Source organism: Telmatospirillum siberiense, from assembly GCF_002845745.1.
Taxonomy (GTDB): Bacteria; Pseudomonadota; Alphaproteobacteria; order Rhodospirillales; family Magnetospirillaceae; genus Telmatospirillum; species Telmatospirillum siberiense.
Genome location: NZ_PIUM01000002.1, coordinates 36,774 through 58,858 on the forward strand (window position 1 = coordinate 36,774; position 22,085 = coordinate 58,858).

Here is a 22,085-nt window from a genome sequence, read left to right on the forward strand (position 1 = left end):
CTCGGCAACACGCTGTTTCAAAGCGGGAATCTTCTTGTTTCAGACACCATGACGTGCCAGAAAATCCGCATGCTTCTGTGGGTCGGCGAAGAAAAAATTCTTGTGGGTTGTTTCCTCGTCCATCACTTCGAAGGGCGCGAGTGCGTTATCGTTCAGCACGAAACACCGATAACCGATGCCTCTCAACAGTGAGATCACGTCGTTCGGATGATAGCCGAACGGCTTTGCCCATTTTCGTAGCAATTCCAAGAAGATCAGGGGGCGCTGCGCCGCAATGGTTTTATATGCACCCTTGATCACGAACAATTCCGCCCCCTCCACATCGGCTTTCAGCATGTCGAGTTGGGGGCAACCTGCCTGGACATAATATTCATCGAGTGAAATCACCGGGACAGAGATTTCGACATTGGAGCTATTTGGGTGAAGTCGATTCAACGAGGCTGCCGCTGGACCAGGGTACTCGGGAATAAACAGCGTCAGTGTGCTTGCGGTTTCGCCAACCGCTGTATTGTTGGCGACGATGCAACTCTCTCTCCTGTTAAGGACAATATTACGCTGTAATTGTGAATAGGAGAGAGGAACCGGTTCGAATGCATGGATTTTTCCACCGGGGGCGAGGTTGGCCGCCCATTGCAGCGAAAAGAAGCCAATATTGGAACCGACATCAAAAATGGTGGAAGCCCCGCGAGCTGCATCATTCAGGACCGGGCATTCCTCGCTTTCATAATGGCCGATATTGATCAATTCGCTTGGGGCATAGCAGGAATCTTCCAGATTCCAATGCAGTCGCAGACCGCTATGCGTCACCACCACCAATTCCTCAGGATGAATTTCGATGCTGGCGACTTCGGTACCAGAGATCAGTTCCTGGTATTGCCTGAGAATCAGATGCTTCTCCAGCATCTTCATACGGCATTCGAGTCGATCCCAGGCCCCGGAGGGGAAGGCATTGCGGATTGAAATCAGGTTGTCCATTTTTCCTCGCGGGTTCAGTTTTTCTTGACGCCACCGAAGCTTTCGATCGTGCGTCGGAAGCCTTGGGCTATCGTGGTCCGGGGATGCCAACCAAGCGAGGCCAGCCGGGAGATATCGGGCGCCGATCGTTTTGGTGGGGAGGGTGATGCCGGAGCTTCGATTACCACCGACAGGCCCAACTCTCCAAACTCCTCGACCAGCAGGTCGGCCAGTCCACGAATGCTGGTTTCAACCCCGGTGCCGACGTTGTAGGGGAGGGCTCGTTGCCCCCGCAACATTACGGTGAAATAAGCCAAGGTCGCGTCGGCGATGTAGCAGAACGAGCGGGTGGCGAGGCCATCGCTTGTAATCACGAGATTGCGTCGGGCCATGATGTCGTTGATAAAATCGGAATGGACCCAGCCGCCAGCGAGATTCATGCCTGGGCCGTAGGTGTGGAATGGCCGGACGATCCGAGTTTCCAGGCCATATTGCTGAGCCCAGGCTGCGCACATCGTCTCGCCGACCCGCTTGCCCTCGGCATAACAGGCGCGGGCGTCAGCCGGATCAACTGGGCCATAGACATCCTCGCGCATTGGGATCTGGTGTGCCTCAGGCGATCCGCACACTTCTCCCGAAGAAAAAAAGAGGACGTGCCGGCTGCCCTGCTCGCGGCCGAGCTCGAGCATCCGGTAAGTGCCGAGCATGTTCGCGGTCAATGTTCCCGCGGGGTCAGTCATCATCTGTCGCGAATTGGCGATGCTGGCGGCATGGATGATCACGTTGACCGGTCCTTCAATGGGCGGTGGAGCGATGACATCGCCGGTGATCAGGGTGAAATCATTCCTTTCGCGCAAATGCGGGAAGCGGTTCCAGGCCTTTTGAGGGTCGCGAACCAGTCCAAGCAGACGAGTCGGACCGAAACCTTTGTGTTCCCGCATCGCCAGGAGAACCTCGACCATGTACGAGGCCAACAGTCCGGACGCACCACTTACCAGCACGGTGGTGCCGGCAAAGGACTCCCAAGGCAGATCTGCGGCGAGGATGTCGGCTACATCTGCGCGGATTACGGGATTCATTGCCATGATTTCATAGCTCTCTGAAAGCCTAGAGCGAGGACCAGAATGAATAGTAGCTTTGTCCTCGTTCTCGGTTGATGAGTCCCATGAAGTCAGAGAGATCCGTCAACAGCTCGTGGAAATCGACGTTTCTTTGATTGATCCATTTAAAGCGCAGGGCCGTGCCGATGGTGTGGATATGGTTGCTTGCCTCGATCTGCGGCATCCCTTTTGCGAATACGGAGTGCCAGTGGCCATACCATGTGCGCAAAATCGTTTGTCGTTCCGTCTCGGAAAGATGACCGCAAATCATCGGCGAATCGATGATTCGGCAACCTTCGTAAGCGATGTATAGCGGGTAGAGGAAATGTATCGTTTGATCAAGGCCAACTTCTTCGAACCAGTGGATATCCTTTCGCTTGGTTTCCCAAACGCTAAAGTCGTAATAGTAGATAATCCGCCCGATATTGAGGAAACGGCCGCTCAAGACCTGCATCAGGGTTGAAAGCCAATCTCGATAAGGCATTTCAAATGGCATCGACATAATAAAATCAAGGATGCGGCTCATCACTTCTCGTCGGATGACGGAGTAAACCAAGTGATTTGAGTCGTCTCCAGACAGAATATAGTTGCGGCAGCGTTCCACGGCGTCAAGTTGATCGAGCGGGGGATATCGGAGGATTTCCGACGTCCTGGCCCTCTCGCGCAGGTAATCTCCCGTAATTCCGGTCAGAGAATGATCGTCGCCATGTTGCTCGATCAAGTGAAGCACCATGTCGATTGCTTTGTGTTCACAGAAATCGTCGTCCCCAAAGCCCACAACGAAATCACCGCGCGCCAACTTGAATGCTTCCTGAGTGTTCTGCCAAGCGAGGCAGTAGTCAGTGAATATGATGTCGCAATTTTCAGCTTCTATCCGTGAAAGCAGGTCTCTTTTTTTTGGATCGCACGAATTGTCGCGAATTACGACCTGTATGTCTTTGCTACCCCAGGAGCAATACTCGAAAAGTCGTGCGCAGGTCGAAAGGGTCGCTCGGTTGCTGGGGATTACGATAGAAAGTTTCATGATGTACTACTGCCTAAGGTTAGCGATCCGCAGGGTACACGACTTTTCGTGTTAGTGGCGCAACATGGAAGAGAGGTCTGTCACACAATCAAGTCCGGCTCGTCTGGTCGGGGCAAACGATTGATATATTTATTATCGCTGCCACGTTGCGGCGGGAGTCGGGGAGAGGTTCCCAAGGCCATTCACGCTGCTTAATTTTGCGTCACTGATAAAAGTGTGGCGATGAACAGGGGGGGGGACTCCGGAACGTCACTCCGCCAATACCGTCAGTCCTGCTGCCCAATATTCAGCGGCCTGGTCAAAATGGACGCGGCGGTTGAAGGTCAAATTCCGACCGTAGGCCTCCAGATGGTATGCCGTCTGGAGTTTTTCGGCGCTCAGGGCGGCGAGCCATAACAATGGCGGATAGGCATCCGGGTTCAGAAGCAGGCTGGGGGACCCGGCAAAGGCCGCGCAGGTATCGGCGCCGCCCGCCAGCAGGAACGTATCCGGCAGTCTTCGCACTTGTTCGACGGACGCCGGCACTGAATATTCCTGTAGCGCCAGGAAGAAATAACCGACAACGGTCGTCCGGGAAACGGCTTGCAGCAAGCGGTCGTGGCGAGAGCCTCCGGTCACGGACAATTGACCTGTCAGGCTGCCTTTGTGATGTCGGGTGTAGCTGGACTGGGGATGGGCATCGAGGAAAGACTTCTCCACCGCTGGCAAGTAGATCTTATCCAGGTCCGAGCCAATGTCTCGGGACAGTGCATCGGGCATTCTGGGCAGGAAAAATGGGAGGTGGATGCCTTTGGCCAATCCACTTGTGGCAGGATCCCGGCTGACCTTGTCCAGCACGGACCGCGCTTGTCGTTCGAAATCATCGCGCGACAGGCCCCCGTCATCGTTCAGTGCGCCGGCTATGCGGGAATGGATGGCGGAATAGTCGATTTCGGGCTGAATGCAGACGAAACGGCGGCGAGTCCGTCTATGTACCTCCGCCTTCAAGTCTGATGATGGCACGCACCGGCCATGTTCATCAAAAATGGCGAGATCAATAATTGCGTCTGGCATAATCCACCTTCGTTGCCCAAAAAGACTGGGATAAAAATCTGCGGTACCCGGCTCGGAGCCGTCGAGGCGTCAGGGTATCAGCTTGTCCTCATCCGAAAAGCCCTGTCCCCAAGGCAGGGGCAGAAGTTTGGCGTCTGCGGTTTTTTCTGTATGCATCTTGATGAACTGGGGGTCCTCGCCGATCAGGCAGTCCGGTCGATAGGGGCCCAGCCACGGATTACGCATACCGCGTGCCAGAACTTCCTTCAACGAGGTTTCCCGGAGATTGCCCAACGAGAAATCAATATACGGGCAAGGCGTCACTTCCATAGACGACGTCACCGTGATGATCCCTTTGACCGTGATGCATCCCTTGAAGGAGCCGTAAGAAGGGGTCATGTGCGTGAAAACGTTGTATTTTTTCTCCAGTTCACGCAGAAAGTCCGCTTCCTCCTTGTCGATAACGAACTCGGGGTGCTGTGTGCATGAACCGGTCGGCTTGGCGTAGGACACATAGAGGCCGATGCCGTGTTTGGTGGCGAATTCGCAGAAATCCAGGAATTCCTTCGTGTGTGCTCGGCCCTTGATCAGAACGGTTTGGATGATCAGGTTCAGGCCGGCATCAAGGCACGCATATATGCCGCGCATGGCTCGCTTGTAGGCGCCGGGCTTGTTGCGGAAAGCGTCATGCTCGGCCTCGATAAAGCTGTCGATCGATATCTGGGCCTTTTCCACGCCGATCGACTTGATATGTTTGGCGCGGGCTTCGTCCATAAACCAACCGTTGGTGTCGGTGATGACGTAATGTTTTTCGGGATCGATGGCGGCCACCACTTCGTCGAAATCTCTCATCACCAAAGGTTCTCCTCCGGTAATGACGAAACGGGCCAGCCCCAGTTCATCGGCCTGTCGCGATAGCGTGCGGACGTCGTCCATGTTCATTTTGCGACGCTCATCCGTCACCCCGGTTTTTTCCAGATGGCGGTCCATATAGAATTCGGCGGAGCAATGGGTGCATTGGAAATTGCACAAATAACTTTTTTCAAGGCGGATAATCGGGCTGATTTCTCCTCGTTCTTCCATGACGGCGATCTGTGCCAGTTTGTCGGCCACGTAAGGTTTGCGCGACCGCAGGTCGTTTCGCTTGGTCAACTCGGCTGAGGTGAGCTTGCTGTCAACAGAGTCGTTAGTAGCGGCCATAGGGATGAACTCCGTCATTCGGAAAGAACTGAAGAGGGCGGTGCAGCATGAGATCGAAGCCGTGTTCTTCGCTGGCGTCTGCCGATGGTCGAGAAGACCCGGGCGACGCCGCCGGAAGTGGGGCGGACGAAAAAATCGATCGGAGGCACCGTATCGTATATCGAGGTTAAACCATACTTCGAGCTTATGAAGAATTGGTAAATCATCGGCTCCACCCAAGCGGTTCCGGCCACAATTCCTTTCCGCAAGAAATGGTTATCTGATAAATTGCTATACACGGACTTTTATTGTCTATATTCCGGCAGCCCGATCCTTGTGATGGCTGGATATCTATCAAAGATAGAATGGCATTAGGCGCTCTACGTCGTTGCGGAGATCATCTTCGGGAAATAGCCGGTATTTGATGATATTGCAGTTCTTGCAGGCGTGGGAGGCCTGATCGCATCCGTGCAACTGGCTCAGTCGGAACTTACGGAAAGTTTCGCTGTTCCATATCTCCACCATGCTCTGTTCCCGACAATCGCCCATGATGGCCGGGTAATCCCATGAGTAGCAGGGAACGATCTTGCCGTCGGGGTTTATCTGCATATGGAAGAAGGGCTGGGGGCAGACTTTGACGTCGGTGACGGGCAGGCCGTATTGGGTGAGGCGTTTCTCCCGGTCTCCGAGGATGTCGTCGTAGTTGACCGAGTCGTGGATCGGGACGGTGTTTTCAACGGCGATGGTGTCGCAGACCTTGCCGAAAATATCATGGAAGCGCTGCCGGTCCGCGTCGTCGTCCAAAGCGGTGTCGACGATTTTGACGTAAAGATGGGCCTTGCCTTTGTTGCGGTAGAAGTAGGCCAAGTTATCCACGAACCGCTCGAAATCAATGCGGGTGCGGCTTTCCTGCCAGTATTTGTCGGCGCTGGTTCCTTGAACGGACACCACCAACCGGTTCAGTCCGGCTTCGAGCAGGGCGTCGCTCATGGTCGGCGTGAGCAGTACCGCGTTGCTCACGATTTCAATCGTGTTGGCAATGCGTCGCTCGGCTGTGTAGCGGATCATGTCGACGAGCTTTTTGTGGATCAGGGGTTCTCCGATTCCCACGAACCGCAGCACTTTGATCTTCTCGGGAAAACCCGACATGTCATCGACGCATTTGCGGTAAAGGTCGTAATCCAGGAGTGTCTTGTCGGAAATGAACCCGTGCAGGGACTTGTCGACAGAAAAAATGCAGTAATTGCATTTCAGGTTGCAGGCATAAACTGGGAACACCTGGACGACAAAGGGGGTTTTCAATGGCAACGAGTCCGCCAGTCTCCGACGGGTTCCTCCCGGTGCGTGGCCGCTGATGTCGATTGCCGTCAAAGTGTTTCGCTCCTGGAAGGTTCCGGAAGGCGCTCGTCTATTACCCACGACCGATGCGAACAAGCCGCCACAATAAACCTAAGTTTTCGCTCGTGGAATATAGAAGGGCAATCGCTAAGATTCGGTTAGGTTCTTTTCAAAAAAAAGACCCGGAAAATTTTGTCAACAAGAGATGTGGGGACATTCTGCTGGATGCAACCGCCTGAACAATGACCTCCTCCTGATATGAAACTGTTAGAGTTGAGGGCCTCCACCCCATCACTTCTATATTACGCAGATGCCATCCTGGGTAAACGCTCTCGCCCGAAGAGCGCATTTGTAATTTTTACCTTTATGCAAGGATGTATCTGCTATCGTTGCGCAATTCCATATCCGGATTGACGATTAGCTGCCGGTGAAGGACTGATAAACTGCGAGGCCGTCGGATGACTGGATTCTGTGAAGCTCCCCTGTTCGTTTTGGAAATCGCCAATAATCATATGGGGGATGTCGAGCACGGGCTTCGCGTCATTCGCGAATTCGCCGAGGTCTGCCGGCCTTATCCTTTCAAGTTCGCATTCAAGCTTCAGTACCGTCATCTCGACAGTCTGATCCATCCCGATTTTATCGCGCGGACGGACATCAAATACATCAAACGCTTTTCGGAAACACGGCTGTCTCGTGCGGATACCGGGCGCCTGGTGCGCGAGATCAAGGATCAGGGCTTTATCGCCATGTGCACGCCTTTCGACGAGGCGTCGGTGGATTTGATCCTCGAGGATGGCTTCGACATCCTGAAGATTGCCAGTTGTTCCTTCTTCGACTGGCCGCTGCTCGAAAAGGTTGTGGACGCCGACCGGCCCGTCATCGCGTCTACTGCCGGCGTGGCCCCGTCCGATATCGACAAGGTGGTAACCTTCCTGCGTAATCGCAAGAAGCATTTCGCATTGATGCATTGCGTGGCCGAATATCCGACACCGTCCGAGAAGCTGGAAATCAATCAGATCGATTTCCTCAAGGCTCGCTATCCCGACGTGCCGATCGGTTATTCCACCCACGAGAATCCATCCCTGACCCTGCCGGTCGGATTGGCGATCGCGAAAGGCTGTACCATTTTCGAAAAGCACATCGGCGTGCCCACGGACCGATATGCGCTGAATGCCTATTCGGCAACTCCCACGCAGGTGGCGGCCTGGTTGGAAACGGCACAGCAGGCATTGCACTGCTGCGGTTCCACTTCTGGCCGCGCGCAGCCGTCTCAGGCCGAGGCAGACAGCCTGTTCGCGCTCCGACGAGGCGGTTACGCCAAACGGCACATTGCCGCGGGAGAGCGGATTACGGATGCCGATGTCTTCTTTGCCATTCCGACCCAGCCTGGGCATGTGACGGCCAATGACTGGTCCAAATATACGCAGTTTTATGCCGAACGCGCGATTGAGCCCAACCAGCCCGTGTTGGTGGACAATACCCGCCAGATCAATACCAGGGATACCGTGCTGAATATCGTGGAGCGGGTAAAGGCCCTGTTACGCAAGGGAAATATCATCGTTCCCGGTCAGGCGGAGCTTGAGATATCGCATCATTATGGGCTCGAGCGCTTCGATGAATGCGGCATTACCATGATCACGGTCGTCAATCGGGAGTATTGCAAGAAGCTGATCGTGGTCCTGCCGGGCCAGCGACATCCCGAGCAGTACCATAATCTCAAGGAGGAAACCTTCGTCGTGCTGCATGGCAGTCTCGAACTGACGCTGAATGGTGCGGTCCAGACATATGGAGCTGGTTCCGTGGCCGTGGTTGAGCGGGGGGTGAAACATGCCTTCGAGAGCGCTGAAGGCGTGGTCTTCGAGGAAATCTCCTCCACCCATTACGTGAACGATTCGTTCTATACGGATTCCCGGATCGGGGAGAATAAACAGCGCAAAACCGTTCTTAGCTATTGGCTGGACTGAATAATGGAATCTCCTGTGAGAGTCGCCGATTACGTTTTTTCCTTTGTTGCGGAACAAGGGGTTTCAACCGTCTTCCTCGTTCCCGGTGGCGGAGCCATGTTTCTGGCCGACGCGGCCGGTCTCGCCAAGGGCGTCGATTTTGTTCCCAATCATCACGAACAGGCATCTTCCATTGCCGCCGAGGCCTATTCCCGAATCAACGGGACCTTGGGCGTGGCGGTGGTGACCACCGGGCCGGGTGGGACAAACGCCATCACGGGCGTGGCCGGGGCTTGGATCGAATCCGTTCCGATGCTGGTGATTTCCGGTCAGGTCAAACGAGCCGACCTGAAGGGTGATACAGGTGTCCGCCAGATCGGCCCCCAAGAGGTTGACATCGTGTCATTGGTTCGACCGATTACCAAATATGCGGCGACCGTCATGGACGCGGGGGACATTCGCTATCATCTCGAAAAGGCCGTCCATTTGGCGACTTCCGGTCGCCGAGGGCCGGTTTGGGTGGACATTCCTCTGGATATCCAGGCGGCGACGGTCGATGGGGCGACGTTGCGGCCGTTCGTGCCCGAAGTCGTGGCAAAGCCAGATCTGTCCAAGGCGGCGGACGAGATCATCGACCTGCTGAACCAGGCGGAGCGGCCGTTAATCTTGGCCGGACATGGTATTCGTCTGGCGGGGGCGGCCGAGACGTTTCGTCAGTTGTATGAGGCGCTGCAGATCCCGGTGGTGGCCACTTGGAATGCCATGGATCTGATCCCCGCCTCGCATCCGTTGAGTGTTGGCAAGCCTGGAACCGTGGCGCTGAGAGCCCCCAATTTCGCGGTGCAGAACTGCGACCTTCTGATCGGCATCGGCGCCCGTTTCGACAATGTGGTGACCGCATTCAATCCGGCTCGCTTCGGCAGAGATGCGCGCAAGGTGGTGGTGGACGTGGATCCGGCGGAGTTGGCCAAGTTCACGCATCACATTGATTTGAAAGTGGAGGCGGACGCGGCGGCATTGATCGGCGCGCTGCTTGAAAGGCGTTCCCGGATCAAAGCGCGAGATCGTTCTCCGTGGCTTGCCCGGTGCGCAGAATGGAAGCGGCGCTACACCGTCAATGACGGCAAGCCGTTTCCGACTTCGGGGGCGATCAGCCACTATCACCTGATGCAAATCCTGTCCGAGGAGATTCCGGAAGATACCCTGGTGGTTACCGGCAGTTCGGGACTGGCCGTCGAGGTGTTCTATACCGTTTTCCAGAACAAGCCGGGGCAGCGGGTTTTTCTGACCTCGGGTTTGGGGGCCATGGGCTACGGGTTGCCGGCGATGATCGGTGCGGGCGTCGCCAATGGCCGCAAACCGTTCGTCGGTGTCGAGAGCGATGGAAGCCTGCAAATGAATCTGCAGGAGTTGGCGACGCTGAAGGCACAGAATCTGCCGGTGCGCATGTTTGTCGTCAACAACAACGGTTATGCTTCGATCCGTAACACTCAGCGTAACTATTTCGACGGGCGCTATGTGGGGACAGGACCCGAAGGCGGTCTGTTCATCCCTGATATCGTCGCCGTTGCCAATGCCGTTGGTATTCCTGCCTCCAGTGTCAGCGATGTCGCCGATCTCAGGAGCGCTGTGCGGCGCACTCTGGAGCAGACCGGGCCTGTGCTGCTGGACGTGCGAGTGATGAACGACGAGAGTCTCTGGCCTAAGTCGGCGGCATTGCCACAGCCGGATGGCTCCATGCTGTCGATGCCTTTGGAGGATATGTCTCCCTTGTTGCCGCGCGCCGAGTTGCGAGCTCAGATGCTGGTACCTTTGGCCCCCGAATCGGAAAAGGTGCGCGACTGATGGCTGGCGATGGAGTGCTTTTGTCCGATTATCTGGATCCTGGGCACCCCTTGCTGAGTTTGTCGCGGACTCTGGACTGGCCAAGTCTGATCGCCGACGCCTCTCGATTTTCCAAGTCGGGGCGACTGATGCTTGGTCTTTATTTATTGTCGATTCAGCGTGGCTTGTCCGATCGGGCGCTTTGCGAAGCTTGGCCCGAAAATCCCTATTTCCAGGCCTTCTGCGGCGAGACGGTTTTTTGCCGTCAGCTGGACGTGACGCCGGAGGAGATGGAGGATTGGCGGCGATCCGCCGGTGCGGCAAACCTGGAGTCCTGGGCGGCCATCGTGGCGTCGGGAGACGGAGAGGACGGGGCGCGCACGTTCGTAATAGACGTGGATGGAGTGGTCGCCACATTGACACCTGGCAACGACTACCGGCGGGCGCGGCCTCTTCCCGACGTGATCGCCGCCATCAACCGATTATATCGGCGAGGTCATCGCATCGTGATGCTGACAGCGCGTGGCTCGGCGACCGGTCTATCATGGGAGGATGTGACCCGGGAGCAGTTCGAGCGCTGGGGCTTGCTCTATCATGAATTGCGGTTCGGCAAGCCGGCAGCGGACTATTACGTCGACGATCGGCTCATCGGGGTGGAAATGTTGTGCGCCATGTCGCTGGGCCGGCGGTTTCCCCCAAGCACCCTGGCGCCCCGGTTGAGTGAGGCCGACCTTGCCAGCGAGCATGAGGATGCCGTCATTGGTGTCTGTGGCAACGGAGCGCATGGTGCTCCCGGTGGCGTGGAAAACGAGAAGGCCGGATCTGCAAGGATAATCGGATGATTTCTCGCGAGTTCTGGCGCGGAAAGCGGGTTTTTCTGACCGGGCACACCGGATTCAAGGGCAGTTGGCTGTCGTTGTGGCTGACCTCTCTGGGTGCGCAGGTTTCAGGTTATGCGTTGGCTCCACCCACTAACCCGTCGCTGTTCGAATTGGCTCGTGTCGATGGACTGGTCGATCACCATGTGGGTGATATCCGCGACCTCCCCTTTCTGCAGGCTGTTTTGCGGCAGGCTAATCCGGATATCGTGATTCACTTGGCGGCGCAACCTTTGGTGCGCCTTTCCTACGCTCAACCGGTGGATACCTATGCCATCAATGTCATGGGCACGGTCAATCTGCTCGAGGCGGTGCGCAATTGCGGCGGCATACGCGCGGTGATTTGTGTGACAAGCGACAAGTGCTACGAAAATAGAGAGTGGGATTGGGGCTATCGGGAAAACGATTCCATGGGGGGGAGTGATCCTTACAGCGGAAGCAAAGGCTGTGCCGAACTGGTGACGGCGTCCTACCGCGCCTCCTTTTTTCCATCGGATCGTCATGCCGAACATGGCGTGGCCGTGGCGTCGGCGAGAGCGGGTAATGTGATCGGTGGCGGGGACTGGGCCGCCGACCGGCTTGTCCCGGATCTGATGCGCGCGTTGATTGCGCGGCAGCGTCCGCTGTTGCGCAATCCGCATTCGGTGCGGCCGTGGCAACATGTGTTGGATCCCTTGGCCGGCTATTTGATATTGGCGCAGCATCTCTTCCCAGAGGGAGGAGGCGCCTTCGCGGAGGGCTGGAATTTCGGGCCGTCCGAGGATGACGCTTGGCCGGTGAACCGGCTGACCGATCGGCTTTGCGCTTTGTGGGGCGGGGATTGCTCGTGGGATGCCTCGGGTTCGCCGCAGTTGCGGGAAGCCGGGACGTTGAGACTCGATTGCGCCAAGGCGCGTCACCGGTTGGGGTGGGGACCGACGTGGCGGCTGTCCGATGCCCTGGCCGAGGTCGTCGCCTTCAACAAGGCGTTGCTGGATGAGGCCGACATGCGCGAAGTGGCCTTTAAGCACATTGCCCTTTTCGAAAGCGGGCAGACATGCGCCGAGGAAGTTCTATCCTTGGCGTAACGGGGAAGGAGACAAGAATATGAAAGCCGTTATCCTGGCGGGGGGGCTCGGGACGAGGCTCGCAGAGGAAACCTCGCTTCGGCCGAAGCCTATGGTGGAAATAGGCGGAAAACCAATTCTTTGGCATATCATGAAAATATACTCTGCTTATGGTGTAAATGATTTCGTGATATGCCTTGGCTATAAAGGATATATGGTCAAGGAATATTTTTCTAATTATTTTACACATAACTCTGATATAACGATAGATCTTAACAGTAACAATATTAATATTCATCATAAGTCTGTTGAGCCCTGGCGTGTGACCTTGGTGGACACCGGGGAGTCTACGCAGACGGGTGGCCGAGTGCGACGGGTTCGCCATCATCTCCAGGACGAAGAAGCCTTCTGCCTGACCTATGGCGATGGCGTGGGCGACATCGATATCGGTGCGCTGATGGCTTTCCATAAGCGGCATGGGCGGCTGGCGACTGTTACCGCCGTAAGGCCGCCAGGCCGTTTTGGCATGCTTGACTTGGAAGGGGATCGGGTGACCCGCTTCAATGAAAAGCCCATCGGGGATGGCAGCTGGATCAATGGCGGATTTTTCGTTCTCTCGCGCGATGTGATCGATCTGATCGCCGGCGACCAGGAACCCCTGGAGGATTTTCCTCTGCGGACGTTGGTGGCGCGGGATCAGTTGCGGGCGTTTTTGCATGACGGCTTTTGGCAGCCGATGGATACCCTGCGGGAAAAGAACCTGTTGGAAGATTATTGGGCCTCGGGTTGCGCGCAATGGAAATGCTGGTGAGCCCGAGGGAAAAGGAGCGGCGATGTCGGTGACGACGGTGGAAAGCGAAACCCGAGACGAGGCGGAGGCTCTTCGGGAACAGATCCTGGCACTGGCCGAGCGTTATCATGCCTTGACGCACGCGGTGCCTCCTTTCGTTCCTGGGCAGATGCCGGTCCAGGTTTCCGGCAAGGTGATGAGCGCAGCCGACATGCGGAACCTGGTGGACGCGTCGTTGGATATGTGGCTGACCGCCGGACGTTTTTCGGATCGCTTCGAGAAGGCGTTCGCTGCCGTTTGCGGCTTGAAGCATGCTCTGCTGGTCAATTCCGGCTCATCGGCCAACCTGCTGGCGGTTTCGGCGCTGACCTCGCCCGATCTCAAGGATCGGCGTCTTACCTCGGGCGACGAAGTGATCACCGTTGCCGCAGGATTTCCCACCACCGTGAATCCTATCCTGCAGAACGGGGCCGTTCCTGTCTTCATCGATGTCGACATCCCGACGTACAATGCCGACGTTTCCCTGCTGGAACAGGCTGTGTCATCTCGTACTCGTGCGGTGATCTTCGCTCATACGCTAGGGAACCCGTTCGATCTGGCGGCGGTGCGGGCTTTCTGCGACCGTCATGGCCTTTGGCTGATCGAAGACTGCTGCGATGCTCTCGGAGCCCGTTATGACGGCCGTAAGGTCGGGACTTTTGGCGACATTGCAACTTATAGCTTTTATCCTGCCCATCACATCACCACCGGAGAAGGCGGGGCGGTGGCGACCAATAGCGGTCCTTTGAAGCGTGTTCTGGAAAGTCTGCGGGATTGGGGGCGCGACTGCTGGTGCCCTCCGGGCAAGGACAATACTTGCCGGCGCCGTTTTTCCACCCAAAAAGGGCAGCTGCCCAGCGGATATGATCATAAGTATATATATAGTCATGTTGGCTACAATCTGAAAGCTACGGATCTGCAGGCGGCAGTCGGATTGTCGCAGTTGGATCGTCTGGATGAATTCATCGACGCACGTCGCACCAATTTTGCTGCGTTACGTCAGGGGTTGACTGACCTCGAGGACATCCTGATCCTGCCCCAAGCCACAGCCAATGCTGACCCGTCCTGGTTCGGTTTTCCCATCGCGGTGCGTCGCGAGGCGCCACTGACCCGTTACCAACTGGTGACCGGCTTGGATCAGCGCCTCATCGGCACCAGGCTTCTGTTCGGAGGAAATCTTCTGCGTCAGCCGGCTTACGCCGGCGTGGCTCATCGGGTGGTGGGCTCGCTGGAGCGTTCGGATTTCGTCATGGAGCAAGTGTTCTGGATCGGAGTGTTCCCGGGCCTGGACCGGTCTCGGATCGATTACGTGATTGAATCGCTCCACACCTTGTGTGGCCGTTAAGTTTGAGCGGCCTCCGCTTGGTGGTTTGGTCGATTGGCTGCGCCGGTCGGGACAGCAGGCGAGGGAGGGGCGGACATGACGGAGTTCCGTCCCCTGTAATGTTCCGGGGTATGCATCAAAGATTGATTGGGGAAAGACGATGACGTTCGCAGAGGCCATTGCGGTACTTGATCGTGCCGTGCCCGATCCGAGCAAAGGGTTGCCCGACGAGGTATTCTATTACATCAGCCGGACAACTCCCCTGCTGAACGTGGATCTGCTTATCAAGGATGAGACGGGGCGCACTCTATTGTCCTGGCGGAATGATCAATATTGCGGGGCCGGTTGGCATATACCGGGAGGTATCGTCCGCTTCAAGGAAACCATGGAAACGCGCCTTTTGAAGGTGGCCGAGCGCGAGATTGGGCGTCCTGTCGATTTTGATCCGGTGCCCATCAAGATTACCGAGATGCTGCATCCGGAGCGGGCCAACCGCAGCCATTTCGTTTCATTTCTGTTTTCCTGCCATCTATCCAGCGATTTCGTGCCCAGCAATGCGGGATTGTCGCCGGGAGACGTTGGTTTCCTCGAATGGCACAAGGGCTGTCCTGATTGTCTTATCCGGTATCATCAGTTGCATTACGGGGCGTTTATTTGATTCCCGAATTGAGTTCGAGGGCGTGCGCGGATCGGAGGGAGTCAGGGAAGGCCTCGACGGAAGGTCCCCGGCGGTCCAAGACGAAAAACCGCTGGGGCTCGCCATGTTCATTTTCGGCGAGATCAGGCCGTCGGAAATTCGATGATGATTTTGAATGAGCGTGGTGATGGAAACATTCGTCCGCTTTTTCCAATCAACGAGATAATTGGATTTTGTCTTCAAATCAAATTAACCACGTAATTGCCGAAGCTTACTGTTAGCTGGTATCTAGTCCATATTTTTCTGGTGTCGCGGTTGGCGATATCGGCGCTGGCGATTTCCCGCCGCGTATCTTTGCGGAGCGATAATGATGACTGCCGAAATGGTCCAGCTGTCGGATGGATTGATTTTCAAGAAGGGCATCTCGACCGTCTCCTTCGCGCTCTTTGGCACGTTGCTGCTCCGCCGGTGCGTGAGCGTCGAAGGCGTCTACGAGCGGACTCTCCATTACGCTCCCGTTCCCGAGCGCATGAAGCAGTTGGGCGAATCCTTTATTCAGCATCGCACGCTGGCGCAGAATATGCTGCGCATCAATCGCAAAGGGGGGGGCGTGTTGGGGGGCGTCTCCATGGTGTCCGGCGTTTCCATCGAGGCGATCTACAATCATTTCGCCGTTCATGCGCTCAATCTGCCGCGTTCCATCCGGCCCGCCCTCGTCGAAGCGGAATTGAAGGCCGAACAGGAGCTCTGCTTCATCAATCCGGACATTTTGGGGCTCTATCAGGAGGCGCGACGGCTTGGACGCCGGGTCGGCATCGTCGCCGAGTCTCACTGGTCTCCCGAGCAGGTGCGGACGCTGTTGCGGGCGGTGGCGCCCGATCTGGTCTTTGATTTTGTCTATACCTCGGCGCAGCCCGAGGCTGTGGAGGCTGGGGGGCTCTTCAAGCTTTTTCGGGCGTCCGAGGGCTTGAAGCCCAGCAAGGCCGTTCATATCGGCATCGATGAGGATACCGTCGAACAGCAGATGGCCGGTATAGCTTTGATCCCCTATGAGTTGCCTGCCGACCCATGGGGGGGGCACTCCAAGCGGGAAGAGGCCGCGGCAAGGCTGCTTGCCATGTCGGATCGCGGATTCAACTGGCGGCTCGACGGAGGTTTGCGGCTGATGCGCAGGTTGGCTTTGGCCAAGGTGCAGCCCGCTTCCCCTCACCATGCCGTCGGCGCCGCCGTGCTTGGGCCGGTCATGGCTGGTTTCCAGCGCCATATCGAGCGACGGTTGGCCGAATTGGCCGGGCCGGGGCGCCGGATCAAGGTGCTGTTTCTGGCTCGCGATGGCTATCTGCCCATGCGGATGTGGAGCGCGTCCGGCGCCGGCCGGGCGGAGTATGTCGAAATCAATCGCCGCATCGCCATGATCGCCGGCGCCGAGGGCGAGGGGGGGCTGGAAACCGTGCAGGGGCTGATCGCCTCCATGCCTTTCGTCAGCGCGTCCGGTGTCGAAGACTTCTTCAAGATCAAGCTGCCTGCCAAGGTGAAGGCCTTTTTCGCCGAGCAGGAGGACAACGTCTCTCCGGGTGATAAGTTCGCGGCGGCCATTCCCCGTCTAATGGGGCGCAAGACCCTCAAGAAGCTGAGCGAAAATTTGCGGGCCGCCCTTCTCGATTATCTGCGGGTCAAGATCGATGATCTGGAGAGCTGTACCGACATGGTGTTGGTCGATATCGGCTATACCGGCAATATACAGAAGGGCCTGCGCCGGGTTTTCAATGTCGAGGGACGGAAAATTCGTCTGCATGGCATCTATCTGATGCCACATGGCGAAAGCTTCGTCGAATTGCCTGACGAAGATACGGTCAGCGGTTATCTCGACGACACGGTGATGAGCCCCGGGGCCAAACGGGCCTTGATGCGCGATGCGCCGCTGATCGAGGAGTTCTGCTGCGCTCCGGTCGGCTCGGCGCGTAGCTACGATAAGGGGCGGGAGGTCCGGGAGGTCGACGTGCGTCTTCCGCAGGAAATCTCCTTCTGCCTGGAAATGCAGGATGAATGCGTCCGTTATTTCGATGCCTATCGCGACGTCGTGAAGCGTTTCGGCGTCGATCCAATGGAGGATTTCGAGACTTATCGTGTCTGGACGGCGGCCATTCTCAGTCGTTTCGTCATGATGCCGAACGGTCTTGAATGCCAAACCTTCGGTCCGCTGCTGCATGATGTCAGTCTCGGTTCCAGGGCCTTGATCGCCACCATCACTACGGCCGATATCAAAAACCTGATGGGGACGCTGCCGTTCCCCGCCGTGTGCAGTATTCATCATCCGCCGGTCTGGTTGGGGGGGAGCCTGGCCGCCTACAGTGCCGCCGCCGGCTTCTGTTACGCGGCGACCGGCTTCGGTCTGGGGACCGATGATTTCTTCGGCGACGTCGAGGTGGGGGCGTTCGAGGCGACGATCATCAAGGAGGAGCGGGCGGTGCCGATCCCCGTACCGGCCTCGCTGACCCCCTTTGGTGATTTGCGATTGCGTATTCCCGTTCTTAATAAGGACGGGGACAGCGTTGTCGCCCTTCCCTTGAAGGGGCCCTTGTCTCGCGGTGTGGTGCGGTCCTTGATCTTGCAGGGCGGCGCCGATATCACCGAGGCGACCACCACCCGCTATGGAGAACCTCAGCCCATCGAGACACTGCAGGCCCTCGGGGCAATGTTGGACGGTACTTTTTTTCACGCCGTTCAGCCGGAAGCCTATTTGTTGTTGAGCATTCCGGCATTCAAGCAGACCGTCAGCGTATTGACTGTCCTGATCACTCCGCTGTTCGACAATTGAGCGAATTCCCGCAGCGGCGGGATGTTGCCTGAGGTGGTCTTTCAGTAATAACTCGTCCGCCTAAAATATAAAAATTCGATAAAAATTTTAAGTTTATTTGTGGGGGCGCCCCTCCTCGTCATGGGCAAATTTTGCCGACCAAATTGATCTCGATGTGGCAGATTCTTCCCGGAATATTCCGTCTCATGTCATTGTAGGCTTGAATTTACTGACAGTTTATTTGTGGCATGCCTCTTGCTTTGGTCTCTTCGGGCTATTGGTCTTGCCGACTCTGATAGGGGCGGTAGGGGGCTCATTGGAGATCCGGAGCGAACGGCGCCATGAATAAGATGCTTTCATTCGCCAGCAATACGATGACCGCGTTGACACCGCTGGACGGGAGTGACGATGCTCTCCTTGAGCGGATGCGGCAGGACGATGTGGATGCCTACCGTACCTTGGTGGAGCGGCATATCGACCATGCCTATGCTGTCGCGATGCGCATCTTGAAGAACCCTGCCGACGCCGAGGATGTGACTCAGGACGCCTTCGTCAAGGCGTGGCTCAATCGGCATCGGTGGGATGCCGGCAGGGCCAAGTTCAGCACATGGCTTTATCGGGTCATCGTCAATCGTTGTATCGACAAGCAGCGCTTGTTGAAGACCGAATGGCTGGACGACGTCGAGGAGCCCGCCGCCGATATTACCGATGCGGTTACCCTGATCCATCGGCAGCGGGTTTATGGACGGCTGGAGGACGCTCTACACAGGCTGCCGACCCAGCAGCGGGTGGCGCTGGTGTTGTCCTACTACGAGGACATGAGCAATATCGAGGTGGCCGATGTGATGGGCACGACGGTCGGGGCGGTCGAATCTTTATTGAAGCGGGGGCGTAAGCGTTTGCGCGAGCTTCTGCGGCGTTCGGAGGGCGATATCCGAACCGGTTTTGCCGACTGACGGAAAAAACCTTCATTTTTGTGCGCCCGATTTTTCCGGACGGTCCGTTCAATCAATGAATGAGCTTAATCGCATTGCTCATTCAGCCCCCCTCCGAGGGGATTCCGAGTGAAGGACTATTAGGAGGCCAGCATGCCCGTTATTTCGACCAATAATGCCGCCAACGCGTCATTGAACTATCTGAACAACAACTCCAACAAAGAAACCAATCTGCTCTCCCAGCTGGCCAGTGGCTCGCGCATCGTGCAGGCGTCTGACGACGCCGCCGGCCTCGCCATCGGCACCCAGTTGCAAGCCAACGTCACCGTCTATAACCAGGATGCCACCAACGTCAGCCAAGGTACCGCCATCCTGCAGTCGGCCGACGGCGCCCTGGCCCAGATCAGCAACGTCCTCCAGCGCATGATGGCGCTGGCCACCGAGGCCGCGTCCGGCCAGGTGACCAACTCCCAGCGTTCCGAGGACATCAATACGGAATACACGCAGCTCAAGAGCGAAATCAGCAGCATCGTCAGCAGCACCACCTACGCTGGCCAGACCCTGCTCTCCGGCTCCTTCCTCAGCAACGTGAAGTTCCTCGTCGGCACCCTGTCGTCCAACTTCATCACCATTTCGGTGGCCTCGGTTTCCGTCGGCGGCACCAACGGTCTGCTGGGTAACACGGGCTCGACGGTCAGCACGGCGGCCACGGCGTTGCAGGCGATCAACAAGATCAACTCGGCGATCAATACGATCACCAAGGATCGCGCCAAGATCGGTGCCTACGAATCGCAGTTCTCCTTCAGCAGCCAGGACATCGCCACCAACTCGCAGAACATCACGGCGGCCGCCTCGGTGGTTCTCGATGCCGACGTTGCTTCGGTGAAGTCGCAGTTGTCGTCGGTCGACGTGAAGACCCAGGCTTCCGTCGCCGCTCTGACCCAGGCCGCCCAGTTGCCGTCCGAACTGCTGCGTTTGATCCAGTCGTAAGTTTCCTGACTGGATTTGGACGTGTTGGATCTGCTGGTCGAAAATCTGTCGGCAGACCCCGGCGGCATCGGAGGCTAGGCTGCCGGCGACGTCGGTGATAAGTTACGGCGTGGAACTGGGTTCGGTTCCACGCCGTGGCGGTTCTGGCCCGCTCAAGCAGGGAAGTTGGAAATGAGCAGCGTCTCAACATCGTCCACCGTCTCGACCGGCAATGCGACGGATATTTCCACTGTCCAGAGCAGCAATTATTCCGTGTCGCTGGCCTCGGCTGTTACTACCAAAGTCCAGCCTTACCTGACCCGTGCCGATTCCATCGCCACGGAAATCACCACGAACAAAACGAAGATCGCCGCTTATCAAAGTATGCAGAGCCTGCTGCTGGCCCTGAAGACGGCGACATCGAATTTAAGTTCGCAATCGACCGAAGGCACGAACGTCTTCAACAGCCGGTCTGCCGGATTGACCTCGAAGGCGGCGGTCAGTGGCTCGACCCCCTCGGATGCCAGCACGCTGTTGTCCGCGACCGTCAATTCGGGGACCAACTCCGGGACCCATACGGTGGTGGTCAACCAATTGGCCGCGGCCGAGGAAGATGTCGGCAGCACCATCAATCTGTCGAGCACGGCGGTCCTGTCGTCGTCCTCGTCCTTCAGCAGCCTGGTCGGCGGAACCTTCTCGATTTCCGAAACGGGAAAACAGGCGGTCAGCATTACGCTGACTTCGTCGATGTCGCTGACCGACGTTGCCAGCGCCATCAATGGCAACACGGACACCACGGGCGTCAGCGCGTCGGTCGTCACGATCGATAGCACGCATTCGGTGCTGGTGGTCTCGGGACAGGATACCGACGTGCCGCTGGAATTCAGCGACGGCAGCGGGATCTTGTCCAAACTCGGGCTTCATACGAGTTCGACGACCCAGAGCAGCACGGCGACCATTTCGGACACGACCTCGGCGCTCGGCCTCGCCGGAGCCTTCACCATTAATGGCGGCGTGGTGGGCAGCACGGCGACCGCGGTGAGTGTCACCATCACCTCGACGATGTCGCTCGCCGATGTCGCGAGCACCATCAACGCCGCCGCCACGGCCGCGGGTATCAGCGGAACCATGGCCAGTCTGTCGGGCACGACGCTGACGCTGTCTTCCGGCACTGGCGGTTCCACCTTGTCCTTCTCCGGTATTTCCGGCGATGTGCTGTCGACGCTGGGCATTGATGAGGTGGCGAGCAACGGTGCGGTCAATCAGGTCAATGCGGCGCAGGCGGCGATTTTGACTATCGACGGGGTTTCGGGCATTACCCGGACCACCAATAGCGTGACCGACGCCTTGAGCGGCGTATCGCTCGATTTGACCGGGGCGGATTCGAATACCATCGTCACGGTTACGGTGCAGCCGAATACCACATCGATCGGAAACACCATTCTGGCCTTCATGACCGCCTACAATAACTGGGAGTCCTTCGTTCAGATGAACGAAGCGACCGGCAGTGACGGGACGGCGTCCAGTTCGGCCACGTTGTTCGGCGATTCGACCCTGCGTGAAGTCAGCCTGGATATCGATAGCAAGATCACCTCCATGATCAGCAGCATGACGTTGGCCGACATTGGCCTGACGCTCAACAGCAGCAATGAGTTGGAAGCTGACACCACGACGCTGACCAGCCAGCTCAAAGACAATTTCAGCAATGTCCTGAACCTGTTCCAGTCCCATATTTCGAGCAGTTCCTATACCTTGCAGACCCGGGGTACCGATTACAGTACCTATTCCGGAACCTTCAATATGACGATCACCAAGTCGTCGGGGAGCATCACCGGAATCACCCTGACATTGGCCGACGGCTCGACCGTCGATGCTTTGGCCAAGGGGCTTTTTACCGTCAGCGGGCAAAAGATTTCCGGTGTTTCCGGAAGCGCTTACGATAGCCTAAACTTAACCTATACCGGTGAGAATGGCACGGCGACGGTGACGGTCAGCGCGACCGTCGGGCTGGCCAATCAGCTCTATACCACCTCGAAAAACTATGGGAACACGCTCAACGGCACTGTTGAAAATCTGATTGAAAATCTTCAGGACGAAGACACGGCCTTGACCTCGCAGTACAATACGATCATCAATCAGGCAAATAGTTACGCGACGTTCCTTCTCCAGCAGTATTCCAGTCTGACGTCGACGGTCCAGGCTGCGGCTTATGCCAGTTCCGTGCTGAGTTCGATGTTCGCCATGCAGACCAGTAGTTGATGATCTAGGAGTGCCCC

Annotated in this window: 18 protein-coding genes; 11 read left to right on the plus strand and 7 right to left on the minus strand. The window is 57.0% G+C overall.

Going from position 1 to position 22,085, the window contains the following annotated elements; genetic code table 11:
* Positions 1–39: 39 nt before the first annotated feature.
* The 7 genes from CWS72_RS02220 to CWS72_RS28265 form a co-directional block, all read right to left on the minus strand.
* Positions 40–975, minus strand: a complete 936-nt coding sequence (locus CWS72_RS02220) for an FkbM family methyltransferase (protein WP_101248942.1) — start codon at positions 973–975, stop codon at positions 40–42.
* Between the two features lie 14 nt (positions 976–989).
* Complete coding sequence (locus CWS72_RS02225) at positions 990–2,039, minus strand: NAD-dependent epimerase/dehydratase family protein (RefSeq protein WP_101248943.1); 1,050 nt, start codon at positions 2,037–2,039, stop codon at positions 990–992.
* A gap of 22 nt (positions 2,040–2,061) precedes the next feature.
* Positions 2,062–3,078 (minus strand): hypothetical protein, encoded by a 1,017-nt coding sequence (locus CWS72_RS02230; protein ID WP_101248944.1) that lies wholly within the window; start codon positions 3,076–3,078, stop codon positions 2,062–2,064.
* Between the two features lie 249 nt (positions 3,079–3,327).
* On the minus strand, positions 3,328–4,131 hold the full coding sequence (locus CWS72_RS02235; protein ID WP_101248945.1) for a hypothetical protein: 804 nt from the start codon (positions 4,129–4,131) through the stop codon (positions 3,328–3,330).
* A 69-nt stretch (positions 4,132–4,200) separates the two neighbouring features.
* On the minus strand, positions 4,201–5,310 hold the full coding sequence (locus CWS72_RS02240) for a radical SAM/SPASM domain-containing protein (RefSeq protein WP_101248946.1): 1,110 nt from the start codon (positions 5,308–5,310) through the stop codon (positions 4,201–4,203).
* A 333-nt stretch (positions 5,311–5,643) separates the two neighbouring features.
* Complete coding sequence (locus CWS72_RS02245) at positions 5,644–6,660, minus strand: radical SAM/SPASM domain-containing protein (RefSeq protein ID WP_158240470.1); 1,017 nt, start codon at positions 6,658–6,660, stop codon at positions 5,644–5,646.
* A gap of 350 nt (positions 6,661–7,010) precedes the next feature.
* Positions 7,011–7,238, minus strand: coding sequence for a hypothetical protein (locus CWS72_RS28265; RefSeq protein ID WP_241911561.1), 228 nt, complete (start codon positions 7,236–7,238; stop codon positions 7,011–7,013).
* Between CWS72_RS28265 and CWS72_RS02250 the strand changes: the two genes are divergently transcribed.
* The 11 genes from CWS72_RS02250 (at position 7,140) to fliD (ending at position 22,068) form a co-directional block, all read left to right on the plus strand.
* Positions 7,140–8,591: an N-acetylneuraminate synthase family protein gene (locus CWS72_RS02250; protein WP_241911556.1), complete on the plus strand. Its 1,452-nt coding sequence runs from the start codon at positions 7,140–7,142 to the stop codon at positions 8,589–8,591. The two genes, CWS72_RS28265 and CWS72_RS02250, sit on opposite strands and share 99 nt — an antisense overlap.
* A 3-nt stretch (positions 8,592–8,594) precedes the next feature.
* Complete coding sequence (locus CWS72_RS02255) at positions 8,595–10,415, plus strand: thiamine pyrophosphate-binding protein (RefSeq protein WP_101248949.1); 1,821 nt, start codon at positions 8,595–8,597, stop codon at positions 10,413–10,415.
* Complete coding sequence (locus tag CWS72_RS02260) at positions 10,415–11,236, plus strand: transposase (RefSeq protein ID WP_101248950.1); 822 nt, start codon at positions 10,415–10,417, stop codon at positions 11,234–11,236. Before CWS72_RS02255 ends, CWS72_RS02260 begins: the two co-directional genes overlap by 1 nt.
* Positions 11,233–12,339 (plus strand): CDP-glucose 4,6-dehydratase, encoded by a 1,107-nt coding sequence (rfbG, locus tag CWS72_RS02265; RefSeq protein WP_101248951.1) that lies wholly within the window; start codon positions 11,233–11,235, stop codon positions 12,337–12,339. The genes CWS72_RS02260 and rfbG overlap by 4 nt, the downstream gene beginning before the upstream one ends.
* A gap of 19 nt (positions 12,340–12,358) precedes the next feature.
* Entirely contained in the window at positions 12,359–13,129 is a 771-nt protein-coding gene (gene rfbF, locus CWS72_RS02270) for a glucose-1-phosphate cytidylyltransferase (protein WP_101248952.1), read from the plus strand.
* A gap of 22 nt (positions 13,130–13,151) precedes the next feature.
* Positions 13,152–14,492 carry a lipopolysaccharide biosynthesis protein RfbH gene (gene rfbH, locus CWS72_RS02275; protein ID WP_101248953.1) on the plus strand — a complete coding sequence of 447 codons (1,341 nt, stop codon included), beginning with the start codon at positions 13,152–13,154 and terminating at the stop codon, positions 14,490–14,492.
* A 139-nt stretch (positions 14,493–14,631) separates the two neighbouring features.
* Positions 14,632–15,129, plus strand: a complete 498-nt coding sequence (locus CWS72_RS02280; protein WP_101248954.1) for an NUDIX hydrolase — start codon at positions 14,632–14,634, stop codon at positions 15,127–15,129.
* Between the two features lie 346 nt (positions 15,130–15,475).
* On the plus strand, positions 15,476–17,926 hold the full coding sequence (locus tag CWS72_RS02285; protein ID WP_101248955.1) for a hypothetical protein: 2,451 nt from the start codon (positions 15,476–15,478) through the stop codon (positions 17,924–17,926).
* A gap of 320 nt (positions 17,927–18,246) precedes the next feature.
* Positions 18,247–18,861, plus strand: a complete 615-nt coding sequence (locus CWS72_RS02290) for a sigma-70 family RNA polymerase sigma factor (RefSeq protein WP_241911536.1) — start codon at positions 18,247–18,249, stop codon at positions 18,859–18,861.
* Between the two features lie 132 nt (positions 18,862–18,993).
* Complete coding sequence (locus tag CWS72_RS02295) at positions 18,994–19,830, plus strand: flagellin (protein WP_101248956.1); 837 nt, start codon at positions 18,994–18,996, stop codon at positions 19,828–19,830.
* Between the two features lie 171 nt (positions 19,831–20,001).
* On the plus strand, positions 20,002–22,068 hold the full coding sequence (gene fliD / locus CWS72_RS02300; RefSeq protein WP_101248957.1) for a flagellar filament capping protein FliD: 2,067 nt from the start codon (positions 20,002–20,004) through the stop codon (positions 22,066–22,068).
* Positions 22,069–22,085 lie beyond the last annotated feature (17 nt).